Genomic DNA, 18,402 nt, shown 5'->3' with positions numbered 1-18,402 from the left:
TCCTCAAATTAACCGAGAAGTGGTGATACTCATGATAACACTAAATGTACCCAATAGATTAGCAAAAGGAAAGTCGCCATACTTGCTACACACGCACAACCGGTGAACTAGTTCTCTTGGTTGGAGGAATCTTTTGAAAAAGCGTGACAGGAAAACGGGCCTGTTTTCTCATCTATTGGGTCTAGTTAGTTGTTGATTCACACGTACATATCATTGGTAGGCTGTTGGGCGCATGCGGACGTAAATATGATGAAGCGCTAAAAGCTGCACCAGAGGCCAAAGGCAATCCAGAAACAGTGGCTGCGCAAGGGTTGGCATACTGCAACCAGCTCTTTGCAATTGAACGGTAGCTAAAAGGAGGCCACGCCACAGGAACGGCACGAGGCTAGAGAAAAACGAAGCCGTCCAGTATTAGATGCCTACTATGCATGGTGTCGCTCAGCAGAAATCTCGGACGATGTCTATAGCCAGATTTGCCAAGCAATTGCCTATAGCTTGAACCAATGGGAAAAGCTTACGGTGTTCCTGAAGGACGGGGTACTTGAGATCGACAACCTCAGCGAGCGCGCGATCATACCATTTATGATTGGATGCAAAAATTGGTTGTTTGCAAACACTCTGCGAGGAGCTGCTGCTAGCGCAGCGATCTATAGCGTGATTGAAACGGCGAAAGAAAACGGATTGCATCCATTCCGGAATCTCATGCACTTGTTTGAGCAATTACCGCAAATTTCGGATATCCAATCTCCGGAGGCTGGTCATCTTCATTACCAGATACATCTCGTATTTCTTAATCCTCATCCATCATAGATTGGCTCCCATCTGACGGCTAGGTGAGGCCTATTTGACGCTCACAGAACAAGATTGAGACGAGGTTCCTGCTGTCTTATCTGGTTTCTCAATCACAATAAGTGAGCAATTAAATGTTATAAATGAGCTTTAAGTAGCTTCGTTATTTTATGGAATAGACTAAAGTTTGATATAGGACAGCAAAATTCGACAGTATTCGTAGGTCTTCAGATGTATAATGGGTCTATTGATGTATAACATTGGAGGATGCGCACATGTCTGTGGAAATTATTTTGCTCACTAAATCAAGAAAATACAATAATTACTGCATTGCTGGTGTTGATTTGACTTCTGGTAAGTGGATTAGGCTTGTATCAAGCCAAAGAGACATCCATTGTGCGGTACCAGAAGTAGATTTGATCTATGAAGATGGTTCCCAAGCCCAAATATTGGATGTTATTCGGGTTGAATTAACCAAGGCGGTTCCTTTACATTTTCAACCAGAAAATCACGAATATAATTCCGAGTATTACTGGACGAAGTTGAGAAGTTCTTCCCTTGGGGAAGTTGTGAAATTATTGGAACAACATCCTGATCCTTATGTTTTTCATAATATCGACAAGCGATTATTGAGTTCATTTGTGTCTGGGTTATCTCCATCACAACATTATTCATTAAAGTTTATTTTTGTTCCAAGAGCTGTACTGAGCGTAGAAAGATACGAAAAAATAAAGTATAAGATTTCATTTTCATATAATGGAGTCCATTACAATGATTTTAGTGTAACCGATGAAGGGTATATTCGAAAATATCAAAGTGTGGGTAGATTTGTTCTGAATAATGTAGGGTTAGTAATAAGTTTGGGAGAAATTTTCGACATGGATCAGTGTCATTATAAGTTGGTGGCAGCAATAATCCAGTAGTAATGAAATCAATACCATCCTGATCATTGTTTTTTTGTTTCGTCAGAAGGGGAGCGATAGATCCAGAATGGAAATTTAAAGGATTAGAAACAGGATGTTTATGATATAATGAAGGTACAGATGAAAGGAGGCATCAAAGATGAAACCCACAGGTAAAATATATACTTCAAATCCAGCAGGGTTGAAAAAAATAAATTTTGATGCAGATATCTTACTTATTACAAGAGCGGGTACTGAAATTGCAGGTGCCGAAATAGTAAGAGACCTTTCTCCTTCTTCTGATCTATTTCATACTTATTTAAATCAATGGAAAGATCGTCCTGGAAATGAATGGTGGTCTAAGTATGAAGAGAGGTTCTTAATAGAACTTAAATCCAACACAAAATTGAATGCACTTCGTGATGTATATAAAAGATTACTACTTGGCAAGAATGTTGTTCTAGTCTGTTTTTGTAAAGATCATCGTTTCTGCCATAGGAGACTGGTCGGGGAATTTTTTGAACAGTATGGGGCAGAGGTAAAAGAATTAAATCCAGTTACAGTTGAACAAATTACGTTATTCTAGGAGCTTAAATTATGAATAGAGAAATCTGTACAATTGGGTTTGCAAAAAAGAGCTTGGAACAATTTGTGAATTTAATAAAGAATGCAGGTGTGACGCGGCTAGTTGACACCCGACTCAACAATACTTCTCAATTATCTGGATATGCAAAGAAAAATGACCTTTCATATGTGATGCGGCTGGTAGGGATATCGTATCACCACGATATTTTACTTGCTCCAACAGATGATATTCTTAGTGCTTATAAAAAAAAGCAGATGACTTGGGATGAATATGAAAAACAGTATGTTGGTTTACTTGAAAAAAGAAAAATTGAAAGTCGGATAGATGAGATTTTGACTGACGAAGTAACTTGCTTCTTATGCAGTGAAGATAAGCCCCATCACTGCCACAGACGGTTACTTGCAGAGTATCTGCATCATCATAAAAGAGAAATCAAAGTATCTCATTTGGTGTAATATTGTACTGGAAGAACGTTTCGCTGGTAGCGAAACGTCAATGGTTCGAAGCCCTTATTTTTCAAGACACGACACACAAACGGCAGAGATGCCGTTTTTTTAGTTCACAGTTATGATATAAGGTGAACTCTCTATACTTGCTGCAATATTCACATAATTCCTATCCATTAAATATAGCTAGTTATTGACCCACACGAACCTGTCATTGATGAGATGTTTACTTTAGTATTTGAAACTATAATTACTCAAGATTTGATGTGCAAAACAAGAAGGGATAAAATCCTCGAAGCTAAAGGCAAAGAAGATAACAAAAAATAATACATGTGAATTTTATAAAGATACAATTACAGCTCTAGAGAATAAAAACACGCCCTTACCCCTCCTGGGTAAGGGCGCTTTCTTTTCACCACGATCTAACTCTTTATCGCCCCCATCATAATCCCCTTCACAAAATACCTTTGCACAAAAGGATACACCATAATGATCGGCAGCGTGGCTACCATGGTCACCGCCATCCGGATGCTTTCGCTGGAGACCGGGATCCGTTTGGAGCCCTGCGCCAGCTGCTGCGCGTCGGACATTATGCCGGCGGTCTGGAACTGGTTGAGGATTTTGACCAGGACGGCCTGCAGGGTCTTGAGCTCCGGCTTGTAGGTATACACATAGGAGTCATACCAGGAGTTCCAGTGGCCGATAGCCAAGAACAGGCCGATCGTGGCGAGCACCGGCACGCACAGCGGCATGATGATGCGGAAGAACGTCTGCAGATCGTTTGCGCCGTCGATTTTGGAGGATTCCTCGATCTCGCCGGGGATCTGCTCCATGAAGGTACGTACCAGAATCATCAGGAACACGCCGATTAAGCCGGGGAAGATATAGACCCAGAAGGAGTCGATCAGCCCCAGGGATTTGATGATCATATACGTCGGGATCAGCCCGCCGCCAAAATACATCGTGAACACAAAGAAGAAGGAGAAGTATTTCCATCCGAGCAGGCTGCGCTTGCTGAGCGGATAGGCGAGCAGCGTGATGAAGAAGATGGATGCCGCGGTCCCGACGACGGTACGCAGCACGGTAATCTTAATGGCGCTCCAAATCTCCGGGTTCCGGAAGATGGTCAGGTAGCTCTCGATCGTTGGCACGCGCGGCCAGAAGTACAGATTGCCCCGCATCGTATCGGTCGCATCGTTTAAGGAGATGACCAGGATGTTCCAGAACGGATAGAAGGTGACGATAAAGATGCCGGTCAGGAACAGATATAAAGAGGCATCGAAGATACGCTCGGGCACGGTTTTTTTGCTTAACATGGATGTACCTCCTTATGGTTTAGAATAGGGACTGCCCGTTCAGCTTCTTCGCCGTATAGTTGACGATGACCACGATGATGAAAGCGACCACGGAGCTGAACATGCCGACGGCTGCCGCATAGGAGAACATGCCGTTCTGGATACCATAGCGGAACGAATAGGTGGACAGGACGTCGGAGTAATCCCGCGTCAGGTCATTGCCGAGCAGGAAGTGCTGGTCGAAGCCCGCGTTCAGGATGCCGCCAAGCGCCAGAATCAGCAGAATGACTATAGTTGGCTTTAGGTGGGGCATGGTGATGTACCGGATCTGCTTAAAACGGTTGGCGCCATCGACCTTGGCCGCTTCATAGAGCTCCTGGTTGATGGACGAGATGGCCGCCAAATACATAATCGAGCTGTATCCCATATCCTTCCACGTATTGCCGAGCGCGACGATCCACCAGAAGTACTTGCCGTTCTGCAGGAATAGAACGCTTTCATCGGTAATGTGGAGGAATTTCAAAATGCCGTTAATCGCGCCGTCCGAGGAGAGCAGGGTCACGATGATGTTGGCCGCGATAACCCAGGATATGAAATAGGGAAGATAGGAGGCGGTTTGCACCGTCTTTTTGAACTTTACATTCTTGATCTCATTAATCGCGATGGCGATCAGGATCGGCATCGGAAAGGAGAAGAGAAGCGTGATCAGCGTGGAGGCCAGCGTATTTCGCATGACGATCCAGAAGTCGCCGTTGTTGAAGAAGTAACGGAACCATTCCAGGCCGACGAACTCGCTCGAAAACAGGGTCGACCAGAAGCCGCCGAGCGTCGGCTGGTAATTGACGAAGGACATGTATAGACCAACCATGGGCGTATACGCAAACACAATGGCCCAGATCAGTCCGGGCAGCATCATCAGGAATAGATACTTCTGCTGCTTCAGCATCGCCCAGCGGCTTTTTCGATGAGGACTTAAGTTCAAGTCACTCCGCGTCTGTAAGGTTGTAGCAGGTTTCATAGGGGGCACCTCGCATCTCAAGTTAACTCAAATTATAAGACTCCGAAAAAAAGAGTGTCGATATGACAATGTAACGAAAGATGCTTGAAAATAACTTACATTGCTTATTCCCATAGTTAAAATAACGAAATCGCTATAATATGAAGGGATAAAGCCGACATAGGGGGTATGAGCATGTATAGCATTTTTCTCGTTGATGACGAAGAGCTAGAGCTAGAGATGATCCGAGATTATATTCGTTGGGAAGAGATGGGGATATATGTGGCCGGAACAGCCCTGAACGGCAGGGATGCCCTGGAGAAGATCGAGGTGATTCAGCCCGATATCGTATTGACGGATGTCCAGATGCCCGTCATGAACGGGCTCGATATGGCGAAACGGGTGAGTGAGCAATTCGACTGGATTCAGTTCGTCTTCCTAACCGGACACGATGAATTCAATTATGTGAAATCAGCCTTAAACGTGGGAGCCGTCGGCTATTTATTGAAGCCGCTGGATCTGAGCGAAATTGTAAGCGTTATCGATAAAGTGAAACGGCGCTGCGAGGAAGTGCGGATGAAGAACCGCTCCATTCGCGTGACCAAATCCAATATTGTACGAGAGATGATGTTTGAGCAGAACGAGGAGCGATTCCGAAACCTCGCTGCCAGCTACCATAAGCTGTCCCGCCATACGGAGCCGAGAACGTATACCCTTACGCTGCTCGGCCTCGATGCTCCGCACGCTGCACAGCCGGGGCTGTCCCTTGAGGATGGCATGGCGCGTCTGCAGACACATATGGAGGAGTGGCTTGCGGACAAGAAGCTGGAGGCGGATCTAGTCATCTGCCGGGAAGGCGAGCTGGGCATCTTCATGGATGCCGCCAGCCATCTGAGCCGCTTTACGTGGGAGGATTTGTTGAAGCAGATGCAGGATGCGCTAGGCTTTACGATGACCGCGGCCGTGAACGAGGAGCCGGAAGAGCTGTCCCGCATCCAGGATGTATACCGGGAGACGCGGCTGATGCTGGAGGAGAGGTTTTACGTCGGGAACGGGAGAGTCATCTATGCCAAGGACGTGTTGCAGCAGCTGGAGAGCCAGCAAATTCCTCCTTTCCAAGAGACGGCCTATTTCGAGGACATTCATCAGCTGGCGTCCGAGCAGGCCGTGCAGAAGCTGCGGGATTACTTCAACCGGCTGGTCATGCTGCGGATCCGAAAAACCGAAGTGTGCGATTTTGCCATCGGACTGGTGGAGGGTCTGCTGGAGGGGATCCACGAACCGATCACGGAGAGCCACAAGCGGGCGGAGCTTTACCAATCCATCTATCAGTGCCGAACCATTATTGAAATCGAAGCGATCATCATGAATTACGCCGGGCATGCGATTCGGACGCTGGAACACCGGTTCATGGACAAAAATGCCAGGCTGGTGCACCAGGTGCGCACGACGATCGACCAGACCTATCACCAGGCCATCACGATCAACAGCTTGTCCGATCAGGTGTATCTGTCTCCCAACTACCTGCGTTCCATCTTTAAGGAGAAAACCGGCATGACGATCCATGATTACCTAACGAAAATCCGGCTGAACAAAGCCAAGGAGCTGCTGGCCGACGATTCGCTCAAAGTTCAGGACATCGCCCAAAGGGTCGGTTATGAGAGCACATCCTACTTCATTTCCTTATTCTTAAAAAGCCAAGGAGTTACGCCGAATGAATACCGCAAAAACATCTAGCCCGTCCGGCCCGTGGAGCCGTCTGGCAGGGGCTTTCCCGTTCGCGCACTTACGCGCATACACCAACTGGCGGCTCCGGCACAAGTTCTTTTTCATCTTTCTGATCGTCATCATCCTGCCGTTCTCGCTGCTGATCTATTATTCGTATTCTTCGACCCGCAGCACGATTACGGAGCATACCTATACGGCCTTGGGCGGATCGCTGGCACAGATTAACACCAACGTGGAGAAACGGCTGGAGTATTACAATCAGCTGTCGAACATTCTTTACATGGATGCGCAGCTCCGCAATTATCTGTCTACCGACTATGAGCAGGCGTTTTATTATCTGGATGCCTTCCAATACATCAACCGGACGCTGCCGTCCCTGATGACCCTGAATGCCAACATTCTGGGCATTACGATATATACGGGGAACCACACCCTCTATTCCGACGGCCAATACGTCAAATATACGGAAGAGCTGCCACCGGCGATGGAGGAACAGGTGCTGGATGCCGCCGGCAGTATGGTGTACTTTCATTCCGAGGATTTCAGGGCCAATGATGCACATATCACCATTGCGCGTTCATTAAGTTATTTCAGCTTACAGCATCCGTACGGGATTTTGACTATGGACATTAACGCGAATGAATTCTATTCCTTGATCAAAATGGAGAACGACAACAAAAGCGTCTATATTATCGACGAATTTGGCGGCGTGATCAGCACGGGGGATCAGAACCTCCAATCGAACCAACTGTTCGACGTGTTCCCGATTCAGGAGGGGATGACTCAGAATGCAGGCTCATTCGATATGAAGATTAACGGCCAGGAGCGTTTTTTCACGTATAAAAAGCTCAGCAACGGCTGGTCCACGGTCATCACCGTGCCCTACGACGAGCTGCTGGCCAATGCGAATCAGGCGACCAAGAACGTCATCTGGTTCTCCGTGCTGGCGATTGGCATGGCCATCCTGCTGCTCTATTTTACGACCAAGGTCATGACCAAGCGCATCGAGGTGCTGCTGCAGCAGATCCGGAAGGTGGAGCGCGGGGATTTCCGGCTGTCGATTAAGCCGATGGGGCATGACGAGATCGGCCAGGTGTCCTTTGCGTTCAATAAGATGGCCTCGACCATACAATCCCTAATCCATGACGTATACGTGAAGGAGATCGCAAGAAAGGAGTCGGAGCTGAATACGCTCCAGGCCCAGATCAACCCCCATTTTCTGTACAACACCTTGTCCTCGATCTCTTCCCTGGCGATTAAAGAAGGGGCTATGCAGGTGTATCAAATGGTCAATTATTTGGCCAAGTATTACCGGGTGTCGCTGAATAAAGGGAAGCGCATCATTCTGCTGGAGCAGGAAATCAATCTGGTGAAGAATTATGTCGCGATTCAGAAGATCCGGTTCCGGGACAAGCTTCATATGCATTACGACCTGGATGAGCAGCTGTTCGGGAACACAACGATCAAGCTGATTCTGCAGCCCTTCATCGAGAACTGCATCAATCATGCCATTGGGGACGAAACGGGAATCAACATTAACGTGAAGCTGAGGCAGGAGGGGGACGACATCTTGCTCCAGGTCATCGATGACGGCATCGGCATGACCCCCGAACAGCTTGATCATGCGCTGAACAAATCGGATAATCTGTCGGGCTACGGCGTGAAAAATGTGAATGACCGGATCAAGCTTACCTACGGGGAGGAGTACGGAGTAAGCATCTTCAGCCGGCTCGGCATCGGAACGGCGGTGACCATTCGGATACCTGTAATCTCCGATAGGCATCCTGCAAACGAACGGGAACCGCAGCAGGTGTTCCCCTGAATGAAAGACATTTTGCATCATGGATTGTAAGATTGCGTTATAGATCAATGAACTCCCGATTTTTACAATGATAGATATATTCGAGCATATGAATATGACGACCTTAGAAAGGGGTTCAGGGAATGAAGAAACTAAAATGGATTCTGGCAGCAGCGCTCGTTATGACAACGCTTTCGGCTTGCGGCGGCAACCAGAAGGCGGCATCGGGCGGAGACAGCGGCACGGAGACGGACAGCAACGCGCCGATTACGTTAACCTGGTTTGACCAAAACACGGGGGATGCCTTTACGAATCCGGTCGCTAAAGTGATAACGGAAAAGACAGGCGTCACCGTCGAGATCCAGCAGCATACGGGCAATCCGGTCGAGAAGCTGAATTTGATGCTGGCCAGCGGCGATCTTCCCGACGTTATTTTGATGAGTCGTGGAAGCGATATCATGAACAAGTATATTACCTCTGGCGCGGTGATCCCGCTGAATGATCTGATCGAAGAGCACGGACCGAATATCAAAAAAATGTACGGCGACACGCTTGCCAAAACGCGAAGCGAGGACGGCAACAATTATTATTTCTCCAACTGGTACGGCTTGGAGCAGTACCCGGTGTTCGGATTTATGATGCGCATGGACATCATGAAGGAGCTTGGCGTCGGCGATAAGGTGAACAACGGCGAACCGTTTACCGCGGAGGAATTCGAGGAGCTGCTCGTCAAGTTTAAGGAGAAATACAAGGCGATCGACGGAAAAGAAAGCATTCCGATGACGCTCAACGGCGAGAATGTCGGAGCCGTGACCGGCAGCTTCAAAGGCATGTACGGCATGATGCCGTATTACGAGACAAACGGGGAGCTGAAGAAGGACGTCCGCGATCCGCGCTATCTGGAAATGGTAAAATTTCTGAACTCCCTGTACCGCAAAGGCCTGCTCGATAAGGAATGGGCGACGATGAAGACCAAGCAGTTCGAACAGAAGCTGGGCAACGGAAACGTGTTTGCCACGGCGGAAGCGCTCTGGAACGTGGGAAATGCGAATGCGCTGCTCAAAACCGAGGCAGCCGATAAGGCCACCGAGGACGAGCGTCAGTTCTACCAATATAAAGTGCTGGCCCCGGGCGTGAAGCCGGAAGAGGCCACTTACGGACCGAAGAGCTCCCTGGGCTGGGACGGCGTCGCCATCAGCCGCTCCAACAAGGATCCGGTGCGTACGATGAAGTTGCTGGATTTCCTGGCCAGCGAGGAAGGCCAGTATCTGCTGATGTGGGGAGTAGAGGGCGAGCATTGGGATTTGAAGGACGGCAAACATGTGCCAAGACAAGAAGTGCTGGACGCCTTCAAGAAGAATTGGGACGAAGCTTCCCGTACGACGGGCATTCGCAAGTGGACCTGGATGATTAAGAACGGTCCCGGCGAGGACGGAACTCCGTATGACCTGATGGGCCGTTACCAGACCGATCCGGTCACGGATCTGGCGATCAAGAACCTGGCCGATACGTCGTTCGATACGGCACCGTATGACAACCTGGGTCCGGCTGGCGGAACGCCGGAAGCCATAATGGAAACGAAGGTGAACGACACCATCAATAAGTATTTCCTGAAGATGGCCCTGTCGCCGTCCGAGGATCAAGTGGTGGAGTCCTATAACCAGATGATGGCCGAGATCGAGGCGGCTGGCCTGGCCAAGCTGGAAAAGATTTATACGGACAACTTCAACAAACGTCAAGAGCTGTGGGGCAAATAATCTGGCCAAGGGGAGTCAAAAGATGCTTCGTCTTTTGGCTCTCCTTCTTTTCTTGCACAGGCAAAAACCATATCAACACGAAACGGAAGGATGATATTCTGTGACCATTCAATATCAAGAGAAGTTTCGCGTGTTTGCGATACAAACCGATAACAGCTCCTATCTGTTCGGCATCAACGACAGCGGCAATCTGCAGCATCTCTACTGGGGAGAGCCCGTCGCGATCGAAGACGCTGCGCCGCTGCTGCGGCCGAGATCGCACAGCTCGTTTGACGCGGAAGTCCATTCGGAGGTGGAGGAATACAGCTTCTGGGGCGGCGTCAAATACAGTGAGCCCAGCCTGAAGGTCCGCATGCCGGATGGCGTGCGCGACTTGGCGGTTCGCTATACCGGGCACCGCACGCTGCAGACGGAAGGCAGGGAGACGCTGGTCATCGTCTTGAAGGACGAAGCGTACCCGCTCGAAGTGGAACTGTCCTACCGGGCGATTCCCGAGTGCGACCTGATCGAACGTTCAGCCCGGATCGTAAACCGCGGCGAGGCGGATATCGTGCTGGAAAATGCGCAATCCGCGGCATGGGTCATCCCCTATCTGGCGGATTATCGGCTTACGCACGTGACGGGAAAATGGTCCGGCGAATTTCAGCTGCGCAGCACCTTTCTCACCGAAGGAAAGAAGGTGCTGGAATCCCGTAGGGGCTTTACGGACAGCCACGCCAACCCTTGGTTTGCGATGGATGACGGACATGCCACGGAGTCGGCGGGGCAGGTCTGGTTCGGCGCGCTGGCCTGGAGCGGGAACTGGAAGATCACGGCCGAGCGGACGGTGTTCGAGCATGTCCGGGTGACCGGAGGCATCAACGACTTCGACAGCGAGTGGGTGTTGGGAGCGGGAGAAGGCTTCGATACGCCAAGCTTCGTCGGGGGATACAGCAGCGGCGGCTTTGGCGGGATGAGCCGGCAACTGCATCGCTATCAATATTCGGATGTCCTGCCGGGCGGCCAAATGAGACCGGTCCTGTATAACTCCTGGGAAGCGACGTACTTCGATGTCAATGCCAAGGATCAAATGGCTTTGGCCGAGAGAGCCGCGCGCATGGGCGTGGAATTGTTCGTCGTGGACGACGGGTGGTTCGGCGGGCGCAACCACGACCGCGCCGGGCTTGGCGATTGGTTCGTGAACCGGGAAAAATTCCCGAACGGTCTCGGCGAGCTGATTAACCGGGTGCATGAGCTGGGCATGGATTTCGGCATCTGGGTGGAGCCGGAGGCCGTCAATCCGGACAGCGATCTGTACCGGGAGCACCCGGATTGGGTGTACCATTTCGAGATGCGGGAGCGCTCGGAGCTTCGCAATCAGTTGCTGCTGAACATTTCGAAGCCGGAGGTTAAGGCATACATTTTGCAGTTTATGACGGACCTGCTGGAGCAGCATGACATCAAGTTCATTAAATGGGACATGAACCGGACGGTGACCGAACCCGGCATGAAGGATCATCCGCTTCACCGCCAGAAGGAGATCTGGATTCGCCACGTTCAGAGCCTGTACGAGATTTGGGCGGAGCTGCGGCGCAAGTTCCCGCATGTGGCGTTTGAAACCTGCGCCGGCGGCGGAGCGCGCATCGATCTTGGCATCTTCCGGTATGCCGACCAATCCTGGCCGAGCGATAATACGGATGCCTTTGACCGTCTCAGCATTCAGGAGGGCTTCTCGTACACGTATGCTCCGCGGATGATGACCTGCTGGGTGACGGAGTCGCCGACAGGAATGAATCGCAGACAGGTATCCCTGAAATACCGTTTCCACAGCGCCATGATGGGAACGCTCGGCATCGGCTCCAACCTGAATGAGTGGAGCGACGAGCTGATTGCGGAATCGGCCGAATTTGTCGCGCAGTACAAATCCATTCGTCATCTGGTTCAGATCGGCAGCCAGTATCGCCTGGACTCGCTTCGGCATAAAGGCGTAACGGCCGTGCAGTACGGCAGCGAAGACGGAAGCGACAACGTGCTGTTTGCGTTCCTGCACAGCCAGAAGCTGGGCGAGCCGCTGCCACGACTGCAGCTTACCGGACTGCAAGCCGATCAGTCGTATGGCATTGAGGGGCTTGAAGGTACATGGAGCGGCAGGGCACTCATGAACATCGGGATCGAGCTGCCGCTGCGCGGGGATTTTGACAGCTTGGTTTATCACATTCAGATCCAAAAATAGTTCGTATATCCCCCGGAACGGAGCGCGCCGCATTGTCTTATAGGCAATGCGGCGTTTTTTTTGCCGTCGACTTCCACGTTAACGTCAATGTTATGACTGATATTAGATTACATCATGGACTTAAGGGAGGAACGAAATGTGGATCACCATTATGGGTTTAGCCTTGAGTATGCTAACCAATGTACAGTATCGAATGGCTCCATATTCGCCCTATGGAGGAGCGAGGAGGGGCATACACCATATATTAGGACTACAGCGCACCGTTACAGTCCACTACATATCCAGTCGTACTCGCAGCCAGCTGTCTGTGGTGGCCCTAGAGATGGGGATTACAAAAAGTGTGGTACAGACCAGACGATGCTGGAACGTTCAAAAAAGAAGATTGCAGATAATAAAGCAAACAGCCTTTTCCTTGTGGGTTAGGCCGTTTTTTTTACGCTCTGATATTCAATCTTTGTTTTCAAGTTTGCTAATGCGCTCTTCTAATAACCATACACAGAAAAAACCTCCAATTAATTTAAAAAGTTTCTAATTTCCAGAATAACAAATGTATAGCATTAAACTCAACTATTTACATAAAAAGAAAAAGTGATAGGTAACATAGACGAGTAGTAATTTCAATATTAAAAATGAGAATCTAAAACATGCTGAAAGTCTCGAAAGCGACCCTAGGTAGGAGTTTTTATTTTGAAGTAGTGGATTAGTTGTATGCCTAAATACTTCCATTTTATAGTATGATAAGTTATAGCTCTAGGGCTTATCAGGGTGTGTTCAAGAATATAACCTATGGCATGAAATAGCACTTTATTTTTTGAGGAGGTTTAAAAATGAAGTTTTGTCTTCCTCTTGGTGACACTAATTTTATTCCGCTAGTCAATGCAGATAAATGTAAGACATTTGTAGATGAAGATTGGGAATTTGAGTCGCTATTCAAACATTTCTCAGATGAGATGGAAGAAGGCAAAATATTAGTTTCCAAATGACCGAGGAAGGAATAGAACATTCATGGACGATAGAAGTAAAGTTCGAAGCTACGTTAAATGATCTGGAGTGCTATAGAAGGACAGAAGGATATATAGAAATAACGGATAACAAATTGTATATTGTTGATTATGATTGCCTGACTATGGCTGCGCAATTTAGCGATAATAAGATTCCAGGCGAAAATTGCGCAAACAATAGGATTGAATTGAAGAATGGGATGTATATGGTAGAGATTGTACAAATTTATAATGCTGATAATGACGAACATATTGGTGGCGATAAAATAAATATGTTAATGAATTCTAATGAAATATCAAATTTTGAAGCTAATGCAGATAAAGTAATTTGGTGCAGCTATATTCACTACATACTTCTAGATGATGATAAGGAGATGAGAGCATGACAACAAACACCACCGCGAAACAAATCCGAATTATCGAATATGACCATTCCTACGCTGGGGCGCTCACTGATATGTGGAACCGCAGCAACGAAAGTTGGGGAGGCGGCACCAGGCAGAGAACGGAGGACGCTGTTCGCCGGGAGATGGAGATTTCGTCCAATCTTCATGCGTTTCTCGCCGTCGATGGTAAGGAGGTTGTCGGCTTCTGTAGTTTCGCCCACTACCGCCATGACGAAGGGGCCCTGTATGTGCCGCTGTTGAATGTTCGGCCCGATTATCACGGCTACAAGGTCGGCCGTAATCTGATCTTGAATGCCGTCCGCAAGACAGTTGAAGCGGGGTGGCCACGCCTAGATCTGTTTACCTGGGCAGGCAACACCAAAGCCGTGCCGATGTACAAGAAATGCGGGTTCTTCTGGGAAAAAAATGATGATTACGTCCACTTGATGAACTTCATTCCGACCATCTTGCAAACCGAAGCGCTCGCTCCTTATTTTGAGGAGCTGGATTGGTATGCAGACAGCACCCGCGAGCTCGTCATCGAGCCGGATGGCCGCCGGGAGTGCGGCTTCGATTTCTTTGAATACACCTGGGGTAAGGGAGATCTCTCCGTGCGAGCGGAATTCGAAAAGTCCGGTCGCGGGCTGACCGCTCTCGACACGCCTGATTATGCAATCTCCACCGAAATCGACGATCACGATCTTGTGTTCGGTTCTGCCTACAAGGTTCGCTATCGAATCAAGAACCGCTCGGCTTCCGAGCTGGCGATTGAGATCAATGGCCAGGACGATAAGAGTATCCGTTTTGCGCTGACTGCTGCACAAACGATCGCTCCGGGAGAGACGGTCATCGTGGAGGGGGAATTCGAGCTTGACCCGGTCCGGGAAGAACTGAATGACAAGAAGACCCATCCCGTTGTCAAGAGCCAATGGGTTATCGGTGGCAAGCGAGCCGAGTTCCGAATAGGCATCGCTCCGAAATTCCCGGTCAAGATGAAGACGGCGCTGCCAGTCAAGGAGCTTTATCCGGGCATTCCGGCCGAGCTGTATCTGAACGTGGAGAACCATTTTGCCTCGGAAGCGGAGTTCGCTTTTGAATGGCCAGAGGATGAATGCGTGGAATGGGCCGATCGTGTCGTACGCTTCACACTTCCAGCTAAAGGAAAAGCCTCTGTCCCGGTATCCTTCATCTTGCGGTCCTACGGACTCTACTCGCGAGAGGTTGGGGTGACGGCAGTTCCGGTTGATCAAAAGGCGGTTTCCTTTACAAGCAAGCTGTCCGTCCTGATGAAGGGAACACACGGCCGTTTCGGTGGGGAAGATGGTGAACAGTGGGTCGCCGTGAACGGTGCATTCTCCCTCCATCTGAGCAAGCATGATAATAACATGTGGATCGATTATCCAGGATCCCACCACAGTTTCTGGTGGAACTATCCGAAGCTGGGTAAGCCGTTTGCAGAAGAATTCTCCAAGAAGCAGGCCAAAGAAGTGAAGATTTACTCAGAAGGGGAGAGTCAGGTACTTGAAGCCCTTTACGAGTCGGAAGACTTCCCCGGCCTGGAGATAAAGTCGGTGGCCAAGCTGTTCGCAAGCGGCATCGCCGAGTTTTATCACGAAATCTGCAACACCAGCAGCAAAGGGCTGGAAGAGAACATGTATCTGCTGACGAATTTTGGTTTCTTCGGCAACAGGCTCATCCTGCCATACCAGGGCCATTATGTGGACATGGGCGATGCTTACTCCAGCGATCCGGATCATTGGGACAGCGCCCAGATCACGGAGAACTGGCTGTTCAGCAAGGAAGAGAACGTCGGTTGCGGCATCTGTTGGGACCCTTCCCTGAAGCTGCTTCGCCCGGAATACCCGCTTGGTCTGGAGCATGATCTTGGCCGAATTCCTGGCGGAGCTGTCGTACGAACGAAGACGACCGTGTTTGCTCTAAACACCTTCGCCAAGTGGTGGGATTTCCGCTGCTTCGCCCGGAAGCTGCGGAACCCGGTCGTACCGATGCTGGACGATCATCTCGAACTGGCGCTTGGCGGCGGAAATCCGTTCTTGGCTGGGCCGCTGAATGCAGAACTTATCGAAAGAAAGTTGGTTCCGCTCGCCGGTAGCTTGGAACTGTATGTGCAAAACGGTGAGGAACCGGAGCGGAAGGTTGCCGACATGAAGTTGCAAAAGGAGCAGGACCTTCGTTCTGCGAGCTTTGAGTACTCCCCTGGGGAAAAGCAAGACCCGGAAAATGGCGAATCCGGTTGGAAGGCCCGTGCCGTCTATCGCGGCGAGGATTGGGTTCAGGAGCGGTCGGCTCTCTGGCTTCCCCAAACGGAAGCAGCCGTCGTTTGCGGGCTGGAGGAAGGAGCGGCAGGTCCCGTGTACACAGTGAGCAACGGGATTCTCTCCATAGCGGCTTCCCCTGGCTTCGGCAGCGTCGTGCATTCCCTGAAGCACCAAGGCGAAGAATGGTTGGACAGTTCGTATCCGGAAGCTGCCCCGCGTTCCTGGTGGAATCCCTGGTACGGCGGACTCGGCGTGGACATTCCCGGCATGAGTGGCTTCAGTCGACAGCAGGAGCCGAGAAGTGCGACATGGGCGGAGCGGATGGATGTGCACGGCAACGTCTGGAAGGGACTCCGAATGACCACTGTCATCGAGAAGCAGGAAGCGAATCGGGGGATCACGATCGACCAGCATTACCTTATGCTGCCTGGTGTCCCTGTTCTCTGCGTGCTGCATTCGGTGACCAACGAAAGTGGCCTGGTTCTGCCGCATTATTCGCTCAGGGATGATAATTTCTTCAAGCCTTCACCAGTCTTCTCCGAAGGATGGATGGAAATCCCCGGGGAAGGAAAGTTCCTTCTCGGGAAGCTGGAAGCCGAGCTTCATTTCAAGGGACTCTTGCGAATAGGCGCTGTTTCTCGTCAGAACATGCTGCATATAGTGAATAGTTATCACAATCAGAGTTCATCAGCGTATGTGAACAACAAGGTGTTTAGTCACGATGTGAATCACCATCTTTCACTTCTGAATGGGAAAACCGCCTGGACACAGCCGACTTTTCTGATCTTGGGTCGAATCGATCTGAATTCGGAGGATGTCCGTAACCTTCAGAAGCTGACCTTTACCAATCCTGCCGACGAAAAGGAGATCTTACATGCCGATCATTGACATTCATATTCATCTGTCGGACATCGACAGCTTTCATCAAACAGCGATTGATCAGTCCAAAGTCGATTACACCACTGCCGGACTTAAGGCGGAGTTTGACAAGAACGACGTCATTCTCGGTATTGGAATGGGCGTCACGGAGCAGACCAAGGGAGCCTTTCCTGATTCCAATTCACCTAATCCGATGGGTCTTGACCTGCAAGAAAGCGTTCCACCGTTCCTAATGGAATGCGTCGGCATCAATCCGAACATGCTCACCGGCAAGCACGCCCTAGAGGAGCTCGATAGGATTGAAGCTCGTCTGCAAGTTCCCGAGGTGGCGGGAATTAAGCTATATGCTGGGTACTACCATCATTACGTCTATGACAAAATCTACACGCCGATTTATGAGTTGGCTGCCAAGTACGGCATACCCGTGGTGATTCATACCGGCGATACTTACTCGATGAACGGATTGCTGAAGTATTCGCATCCGCTTACCGTAGATGAATTGGCCTACCAGCAGCGCGGCGTGAACTTCATGATTTGCCATTTGGGTGATCCCTGGGTGATGGATGCCGCCGAAGTGGTGGCCAAGAACCCGAACGTCTACGCCGATTTGTCCGGACTTGTCGTCGGAGATCGGCCCCATTTTGAACGGTTCATGAACGAACCGCTGTTCATGGACCATTTTCGCCGGGCGCTGGTGTACTGTGATCATTACGAGAAAATGTTGTTCGGAACCGACTGGCCGCTCGCACCGATCGACCTGTATGCGGAATTCGTTCGCAGGCTCGTGCCTGAGCAGCATCATGAGAAGGTATTCTACCAGAATGCCATTGGACTATTTCCGCGTATCAGGCAGCGGATCGCGGCGCTCTGAAAGCATCGGCGACGGCAGTTAGACCGTCCTACAGCGCGAAATTTCTCGAAACTACCGGGTAGAGGCCGCTCTAGAAAGTGCAGTGAAACATGGAGACTACAGCGTGATGGAGCGCCTTCTTCTTGTTCTTTCTAGCCCCTACGCACACTCTCAAGAACAGGTTGGTTGCTCCACACTACCTGCATTATCACCCCATCCTTACCGGACGATTTACGGTACTTGAAAACTTCATGTGAATCAATTGTTCTAGGACTTTTACCGTCAGGGTAGTTTTTTTGTTTGGAAAGAAGATAGTTTATATACTGGGGATAGCCTCGATTTATGTTTAACTGTAACCACAAAGGTCGCAGGCCATAATTCCAAACGATGATTTCTTTTTCTGCAACATTTTTTTTAATTATGGCATCAGCACGAAGCAGTGGAAAGGATGAAACGATTCCCGAGAAGCGAATGCGGTCGCCTCCCTCCTTATG

Annotated in this window: 14 protein-coding genes and 1 pseudogene; 12 read left to right on the top strand and 3 right to left on the bottom strand. The window is 49.7% G+C overall.

What is annotated here, in order from left to right; all coding sequences use genetic code 11:
• Nucleotides 1-207: 207 nt before the first annotated feature.
• The 4 genes and pseudogenes from J7E85_RS35075 to J7E85_RS04280 all read left to right on the top strand — a co-directional run.
• Nucleotides 208-810, top strand: a pseudogene (locus J7E85_RS35075) (IS66 family transposase); the annotation flags it as partial.
• A 254-nt stretch (nucleotides 811-1,064) separates the two neighbouring features.
• Entirely contained in the window at nucleotides 1,065-1,712 is a 648-nt protein-coding gene (locus J7E85_RS04290) for a dual OB domain-containing protein (protein ID WP_215155355.1), read from the top strand.
• Between the two features lie 139 nt (nucleotides 1,713-1,851).
• Nucleotides 1,852-2,277, top strand: coding sequence for a DUF488 family protein, N3 subclade (locus tag J7E85_RS04285; protein WP_215155353.1), 426 nt, complete (start codon nucleotides 1,852-1,854; stop codon nucleotides 2,275-2,277).
• An 11-nt stretch (nucleotides 2,278-2,288) separates the two neighbouring features.
• Nucleotides 2,289-2,732, top strand: coding sequence for a DUF488 domain-containing protein (locus J7E85_RS04280; protein ID WP_215155351.1), 444 nt, complete (start codon nucleotides 2,289-2,291; stop codon nucleotides 2,730-2,732).
• Between the two features lie 413 nt (nucleotides 2,733-3,145).
• Here J7E85_RS04280 and J7E85_RS04275 read toward each other — a convergent pair whose 3' ends face one another.
• Entirely contained in the window at nucleotides 3,146-4,039 is an 894-nt protein-coding gene (locus tag J7E85_RS04275) for a carbohydrate ABC transporter permease (protein ID WP_215155349.1), read from the bottom strand.
• A 19-nt stretch (nucleotides 4,040-4,058) separates the two neighbouring features.
• Nucleotides 4,059-5,036 carry an ABC transporter permease gene (locus J7E85_RS04270; protein WP_215155347.1) on the bottom strand — a complete coding sequence of 326 codons (978 nt, stop codon included), beginning with the start codon at nucleotides 5,034-5,036 and terminating at the stop codon, nucleotides 4,059-4,061.
• A gap of 174 nt (nucleotides 5,037-5,210) precedes the next feature.
• Here J7E85_RS04270 and J7E85_RS04265 point away from each other — a divergent pair, with 174 nt between their 5' ends.
• The 8 genes from J7E85_RS04265 to J7E85_RS04235 all read left to right on the top strand — a co-directional run bounded on the left by J7E85_RS04265 (nucleotide 5,211) and on the right by J7E85_RS04235 (nucleotide 17,929).
• Nucleotides 5,211-6,752, top strand: coding sequence for a response regulator transcription factor (locus J7E85_RS04265; RefSeq protein ID WP_215155345.1), 1,542 nt, complete (start codon nucleotides 5,211-5,213; stop codon nucleotides 6,750-6,752).
• On the top strand, nucleotides 6,730-8,565 hold the full coding sequence (locus J7E85_RS04260) for a cache domain-containing sensor histidine kinase (protein WP_215155343.1): 1,836 nt from the start codon (nucleotides 6,730-6,732) through the stop codon (nucleotides 8,563-8,565). Before J7E85_RS04265 ends, J7E85_RS04260 begins: the two co-directional genes overlap by 23 nt.
• A gap of 122 nt (nucleotides 8,566-8,687) precedes the next feature.
• Nucleotides 8,688-10,301, top strand: coding sequence for an ABC transporter substrate-binding protein (locus tag J7E85_RS04255; protein WP_215155341.1), 1,614 nt, complete (start codon nucleotides 8,688-8,690; stop codon nucleotides 10,299-10,301).
• Between the two features lie 100 nt (nucleotides 10,302-10,401).
• Nucleotides 10,402-12,513, top strand: a complete 2,112-nt coding sequence (locus J7E85_RS04250) for an alpha-galactosidase (protein WP_215155339.1) — start codon at nucleotides 10,402-10,404, stop codon at nucleotides 12,511-12,513.
• 827 nt (nucleotides 12,514-13,340) lie between these two features.
• Nucleotides 13,341-13,496 carry a hypothetical protein gene (locus J7E85_RS33830; protein ID WP_251035464.1) on the top strand — a complete coding sequence of 52 codons (156 nt, stop codon included), beginning with the start codon at nucleotides 13,341-13,343 and terminating at the stop codon, nucleotides 13,494-13,496.
• Entirely contained in the window at nucleotides 13,493-13,900 is a 408-nt protein-coding gene (locus tag J7E85_RS04245; protein WP_251035463.1) for a hypothetical protein, read from the top strand. Before J7E85_RS33830 ends, J7E85_RS04245 begins: the two co-directional genes overlap by 4 nt.
• Nucleotides 13,897-17,067 carry a GNAT family N-acetyltransferase gene (locus J7E85_RS04240; protein ID WP_215155337.1) on the top strand — a complete coding sequence of 1,057 codons (3,171 nt, stop codon included), beginning with the start codon at nucleotides 13,897-13,899 and terminating at the stop codon, nucleotides 17,065-17,067. Before J7E85_RS04245 ends, J7E85_RS04240 begins: the two co-directional genes overlap by 4 nt.
• On the top strand, nucleotides 17,054-17,929 hold the full coding sequence (locus J7E85_RS04235) for an amidohydrolase family protein (RefSeq protein ID WP_215155335.1): 876 nt from the start codon (nucleotides 17,054-17,056) through the stop codon (nucleotides 17,927-17,929). Before J7E85_RS04240 ends, J7E85_RS04235 begins: the two co-directional genes overlap by 14 nt.
• Before the next feature lie 131 nt (nucleotides 17,930-18,060).
• Here J7E85_RS04235 and J7E85_RS35070 read toward each other — a convergent pair.
• Nucleotides 18,061-18,402, bottom strand: a 342-nt coding sequence (locus tag J7E85_RS35070) for a hypothetical protein (protein ID WP_215155333.1), incomplete at its 5' end; no start/stop codon positions are given.

This window comes from Paenibacillus sp. ISL-20, from assembly GCF_018613005.1.
GTDB lineage: Bacteria > Bacillota > Bacilli > Paenibacillales > Paenibacillaceae > Paenibacillus_AQ.
The sequence above is the reverse complement of the archived record's forward strand: the minus strand, read 5'-3'. Positions and strand labels throughout refer to the sequence as shown.